4 protein-coding genes are annotated in these 6,000 nt (G+C 56.5%); all 4 read right to left on the minus strand.

The window, feature by feature from the left end; genetic code table 11:
- Positions 1–296: 296 nt before the first annotated feature.
- Positions 297–677 (minus strand): hypothetical protein, encoded by a 381-nt coding sequence (locus VSX56_RS16920; RefSeq protein WP_350938779.1) that lies wholly within the window; start codon positions 675–677, stop codon positions 297–299.
- Positions 678–1,052: 375 nt separating this feature from the next.
- Positions 1,053–2,030: a type ISP restriction/modification enzyme gene (locus VSX56_RS16925; RefSeq protein ID WP_350938794.1), complete on the minus strand. Its 978-nt coding sequence runs from the start codon at positions 2,028–2,030 to the stop codon at positions 1,053–1,055.
- A gap of 12 nt (positions 2,031–2,042) precedes the next feature.
- A complete protein-coding gene (locus VSX56_RS16930) occupies positions 2,043–4,871 on the minus strand; it encodes a helicase-related protein (protein WP_350938781.1) in 2,829 nt (942 codons plus the stop codon).
- A 183-nt stretch (positions 4,872–5,054) separates the two neighbouring features.
- A partial coding sequence (locus tag VSX56_RS16935) for a restriction endonuclease (protein ID WP_350938783.1) occupies positions 5,055–6,000 on the minus strand: 946 nt, incomplete at its 5' end.

Here is a 6,000-nt window from a genome sequence, read left to right on the forward strand (position 1 = left end):
ATGGGTGGCGACACCGCTTCAAGACCCTTGGTCGTGAACTAGGCCTCCCTGAGCGCGTTGTAGACGCTATACAAGGCCATGCGAGCAATAGGGCTAGCGACAATTACGGCGACGTGACTGTAGCGGCCAAGGCGCTCGCTATAGGGCAACTACCGCAATATAACATCATTCGCACGCCAAAGTCCGTGACTATAAAGGGCCATGAAACCTGACTGCGTCATGGAACAATTATGCCCGCGCCTTTGCCAGAAGTGAAAGTTTCATCACACAGGATTGCGGGCAAGAGAGAGTGCCGGTCAATTCTGGCATACAATAGTCGGCTCGGCGGTCACATCATTCTTGATGACAGAAAACATCTGCATCTCGTCCGCGTCAGGGTGGCCTTCGAGTTCGACTGTAAAGTAGGCTCGCGTGTTGGAACCTGAAACATCCCCTGACGCGCAAATCCAACCCCGATAGCCATCAACCAAAAACTGATCGCTCCGCACATCCACCATGAAGTTGGCTCCAATGTTGGAATTTTGAACAAGTCGCGCTGCGCGTCGTGGCGAACCGACTATGTGGCGATCTTGATCAAGCAGAATGAATTCAAAATTTTCTAGGGGAGTTGTGCTGAAATTCCCCACGTTGAGATACCACTCGGCTTTATCTGGATGATCGATCGACATGACATCCATTGCGTAGACCTCCAGTCCCCGTTGGACCGATGCCATATCGGAAACCCAGTCAGCAACCGTGCCGGTATACTCTGATGTAGTCTGTGAACTCTTAGCAATCTCTGCGGTGTTCGCAGCCGTCTCAGCACTAGACGCCTTGATTGCAACCAGATCTGCGCGGGCCGCTACAATATGCGCCTCAAACCTGACCCAGTATTTCGCCGCGTCATCTGGAAAGCAAACCGCCCATACGGCTGCGCAAGCAGTCTCTTACCCCGCAAACACTCGATGCGGTCTCAACCACGGATTTGGTTCCATGGAGTAACTTAGATAATGCGCCAAATCGGCTCATTGATATCGTCCTTGAAATTTAGAGGGCTGTGAATACAGCAATATTTATTTAAGCAAATCCAGCTTTGGCAGTGAGTTCACGCTCTTCATCGTCTCTAGGCTCACCGTGATCACGCGGCGGAAAAGGTCCAGCGGATAGGCCGGATCGTTCATCGTCTCGTTCGCGTAATCATTGGCGTCGTTGACGATGCCGATGGCCTTGTCGGTCTTGACGACTTGGCGTTCCATCACCCATTCCAGCGCGGGCTTGCCATTGATGATGTAGTCATAGGCCTCCAGCGGAATGTCCGTCATGGTGATGTTGGCGTTATAGACCACGGTGGTTTTGTCGGTCTTCGGGCGCTTGCCGCCGAACTTCATCTTGGCAACGCGATAGAAGGCTTTCGGGTCGTCGATCTTCCAGAGTTCGGGCGTGCCCTGCTTGTAGGTGACCGGATAGGGATCGACCGTCTCGTAATTGACGTGCAGATCGCCCAAGCGTCGCCCTGCCTCCAAGAAGGCACGAAAGTCGGCATAGGTCTTCACGCAAGGGATGCGGGGCAGTTCCTTGGTCAGGTTATCGGCATAGCGGTCGCGATAGTCGGGCGAATGCAGCAGGCCATAGACGTAGTAGAAGATGTCCTCCTTACTGATCGCCTCGCCCCGATAGGCAGCGTGGAAATGCGCCAAACCGGCATCTGTGATCGCGTCACTGCGCTGGAGGCCGGAGGACTGGCCTTCGAAGAGACCGCCCGGTTCCTCGTCATGCTGGTCATAGAGATAGAGAGGGAAGCACTGCGTGCCGCCGTCGGATTGTAATTCAATGGGTTCGTTGGCCATAAGCGCAAGATTGCCATCTCCCGACCAGCGCATTTTCAGAACTATCATCCTGTTTTCGTGCGATGGATCAGGGAAGAACCTTGGCATCTTGCCAATATCGCTAACTAACGACCGATCGAAGTAGAGCCACTGCTTTGAATAAGGGCGATACGTGCTTTGCCGAAGCACGTTTTGATCGAAGATCAACTCGACATTACTGCTCAGCCGCCGGAGTAGTCAGCGATTCCAGCTAACCTTTTTGGGGTCATAAATGACATACTCCGACGGATCGGAGAGCCGATCCTGATCTGCATGAAACCGGGCGCGCTCACCGTTATATGTAGAGAGCAAGCTGCTAATGTTAGCCCCCAACTTTGAGGGACTCGCGTTAAAGCGCCATGCGTCTCTATTGGTCTTACTGCCGCCGGAGAATTCTACGAAAATCTTTTTGTTTTCGCTGCGGTCACTGTCTCCGATCTTGATGAATGCATCGAAGCTGGCGTCGCGCTGGTTCAGCCAGTCATTCTGATCATCCGGCGTGATCCGTTCCCAACCTTCTGCGTTGCTGATCCCTTTCACCGCGCTGAAGTCGCGGATGATGGCCAGTTTCTGCTTCTGATCGAGATAGTCGCCGATGTCGTGGAAGAAGATGCGGCCATGCCCCGCCGCGTCTGGATTCTTGACGAAAACGCTGATAGCAATGGGCGAGCGACTTCCCGACCCGAAGATCTTGCCACCTTCCTTGCGGGATCGCTCGCCGCTAGTGCGCTGGTTGCCGCGAAGGTGGAAGATGTAAAGGTCCGTAAACTCCTCTGCCAAACACGCGCGCATACCGTCCGCCGCGTTGCCATCAACCCAGCCTGCATTTGTCACGAATGCCACAATCCCCGCATCCCCTATCCGGTCCGACGCCCACCGAATTGCTCGGATATAGCTGTCATAGAGCGAATTCTTCAATGTCGCAGTCGACTGTGCCGCGTAGGTCTCAGCAATCCGCCCGTCCAATCCCAGATAGCTGACATTGGCGTTGTTATCGTTAGCGCTATTCTGACCCGAGGAATAGGGCGGGTTGCCCACGATCACGCGAATATCCAGCTCCTTCTGGCGGGTCCGGCGTTCGGAGTTGTCGGGCATGTAAAGCGCCAGTTCGTCCGCGCCCTCATACATCTGGAAAGTGTCAGTCAGACAGATGCCCTCGAAGGGCACATAGTCGTTGCTTTGCGCCAGCCCCTGATAGACGGCCTCGATATTGATCGCGGCGATGTAATAGGCCAGCAGGACGATCTCGTTTGCATGGATCTCGTGCCGGAACTTATGCTCCAGTTCTTCGGGCGCGATCAGCCCCGATTGCAGCAGGCGGGTGATGAAGGTGCCCGTGCCGGTGAACGGGTCCATGATATGGACGCCACGCGAGCCCAGCGTCTGGCCGAAATGCTCCTGCAATATCTCGTTGACCGAATGCAGGATGAAATCGACGATCTCGACCGGCGTATAGACGATGCCCAGCTTCTCGGCCGTGCGGGGGAAGGCGTTGCGGAAGAACTTGTCATATAGCTCGACGATCAGGCGCTGCTTGGCCTGCGGATCGGTGATGCCATGCGCACGGCTACGGACGCTTTCGTAGAGCTTGTCGAGGTTTTTCGATTCCTTTTCGAGCCGGTTCTCGTCCAGAATGTTCAGCACCTGCTGCATGGCGCGGGAGACAGGGTTCTGGTCGGTGAAGGCGTGACCTCCGAAGAGCGCCTTGAAGACGGGGCGCGTGATGAGGTGCTGAGCCAGCATCTCGATTGCGTCCTGTTCGCTGATCGAGTCGTTCAGGTCATCGCGCAGCTCGGCAAGGAAGCTGTCGAAGGCTTGGCGTGCTGGCGTGCCCGGTTCGGCAAGGATGCCGGTGATGCGCGAGATATGGCGTTGGGCAATCTTGGCGATATTGGTGGCCCAATCCTCCCAATAGTCACGGGTGCCACATTTCTTGACGATCTTGGCCATGATGGCGCGGGAGAACTCGTCTATGAAAAGCTCGCCTTGGATGGGGGCTGGTCCGGGTTTGACGGCATCGCCCTCATTGCCACCGCGCCCGAGCCCTGCCTCGGCTTTGGCTTTGCGGGTGGGTAGATCGGTCACCTCATGGGTGATTGATTTCAGCTCTTCGGATTCTTTGGTGACACCGACGATCTGAATACGGTCGGATACGTCCTGACCGAGGGAAGCTTGGTTGATGGTGCCATCGAAGCGCTCGTCATGCGCCCTGAACGGGTTGAGGATCTGCCAGACGACGCGGTAACGCTCGTTATCCTTCAGCGCCACCTCGGGCTCCACACCCGCAGGCACGCCCACAGGGAGGATCACATAGCCCATCCGCTTGCCCTCTGCACGGCGCATCACGCGCCCCACAGACTGCACCACGTCGATCAGGGACTTGCGGGGAAGCAGGAACATGATCGCGTCCAGAGCTGACATGTCCACGCCCTCGGAGAGGCAGCGGGCATTCGTCAGGATGCGGGCGGTATTGCCATCGGCCTCGGCCTTCAGCCAGTCGAGGAGCTGGTTGCGGGATTTGGCGTTGAACGTGCCGTCCACATGCTCGATCTCGATATCGAGGCGGTTCGGGTCCGAAGGGGCTTCATCATCGATGAGCGCGTCATCACCGGTATATTCGGCCACCACATTGGCGAACTCGTCCCGGATCAGCTTGGAGGCGGCGATACTTTTGCAGAAGGCCAGCGCCCGCTTCATGGGCTGCGGATCGAAGGTAATGTCCTGCTGGAGATCCTGCTTGGTCAACGCTTTATAGCAGCCGATAATCTTCGTTGCGTCATCAAGGTCCAGCTCGGAGTTTTCATCCGCCAGACGCTTCTGGACGTTCGCGCTGACCAGACCCTCGTCCATTGCAAGGACGATCACCTTATAGTCGGTCAGAAAGCCATTCTGCACCGCCCAGCCGAAGCCCTTATGCAGAAGGGTTTTGCCATAAAGGCTTTCATCATCCATAGAGGACAGGACAGCCGCCTCTTCATCGGCGCGTGTCTTGACCGCATCCCCGAAGATACGCGGGGTCGCCGTCATATAAAGGCGCTTACGACCCGCGACATACGCGTCATCGTGGATGCGCACGAAATTTGACTCTTCGTCGCCTGCCAGCGTCGCGCCCGTCGTGCGGTGCGCAGATAATCAGGTCGAAGGGAGGCAATCCAACCTTCTGCGCCTCGCTCAGGACGCCGATAGACTGATAGGTCGAGAAGACCACCGTCATCCGCTCAGGATCGGTCTCGCCTGCCTTCTCGACCAAACGCGCGGGTTGGTCGTTGCGGGGAAGACGAGATCATGCGCCTCGATTTCGGCGGTATCGTCATTCGACACACGACGCTTCCCGACCTGACCATCCGAACAGACCGCGAAGGACCGGAGCAAGGTCTCCGTATCATTGGTCCATTCGCGCACGGTCTGGGACATCAATGCAAGCGACGGCACCATGAACAGAACGCGCCCACCCTTGCCCACGAGGTCTTCTGCGATCTTGAGGGACGTGAAGGTCTTACCCGTGCCGCAGACCATGATGAGCTTGCCACGATCAGCCTCCGAAAGCCCCGAACGGACAGCCTCCAAAGCCTCGATTTGGTGCGCCCGAAGCTTCTTCTTCTCGGAGAGGACGGCTTCTCCCTTGACCCCGAATGCGGTCCAGTCGATCTGGCTTTCACGCAAATGGGTCAGCGAGATCCGCACAACAGGAATAGACTGCCCGGAGATCATCTCCTCAGCATTATTGCCCCAGTCCACCTCGGTCGTATCCATGATGACACGACGGACAAACGGGGACTTGCCGGAGGCCGAGATGAAGCTATCGATATCGCCCTTCTGGATGCGGTGTCTCGCGCTGTAGAACTTGCACTGGATTTCCGCGTAGCCATCTTCATTCCGAAGCTTCGCCACTAGGTCAATGCCGATGTCCTTCCCACTCTCGCCCCGCTCTTTGGCCCAATCCGCCCAAGTCCAGACGGCTTCATATTCCTCGGCCTGAACCGGATCTGCTGTCAGGTATGCGCAGGCAAGACGTTCGAAATATGTACCCTTCTCTCGCTCGGTTACGGCGGTGTATTGACCCAGTGAAATCCTGCTCATGCTACAAGGGAGAACGTAGCCATGAGTAAGACGATGGAAGACAGCATCAAACGTTGGACGGCGAAGCGTAAGACAG

Source organism: Thioclava kandeliae (genome assembly GCF_040297545.1).
GTDB lineage: Bacteria > Pseudomonadota > Alphaproteobacteria > Rhodobacterales > Rhodobacteraceae > Thioclava > Thioclava kandeliae.

Bases quoted from the DNA above. Each gene is read 5' to 3' on its own strand.
- VSX56_RS16920 (WP_350938779.1), bottom strand. From the start codon at position 677: ATGGATGTCATGTCGATCGATCATCCAGATAAAGCCGAGTGGTATCTC.
- VSX56_RS16930 (WP_350938781.1), bottom strand. From the start codon at position 4,871: ATGACGGCGACCCCGCGTATCTTCGGGGATGCGGTCAAGACACGCGCC.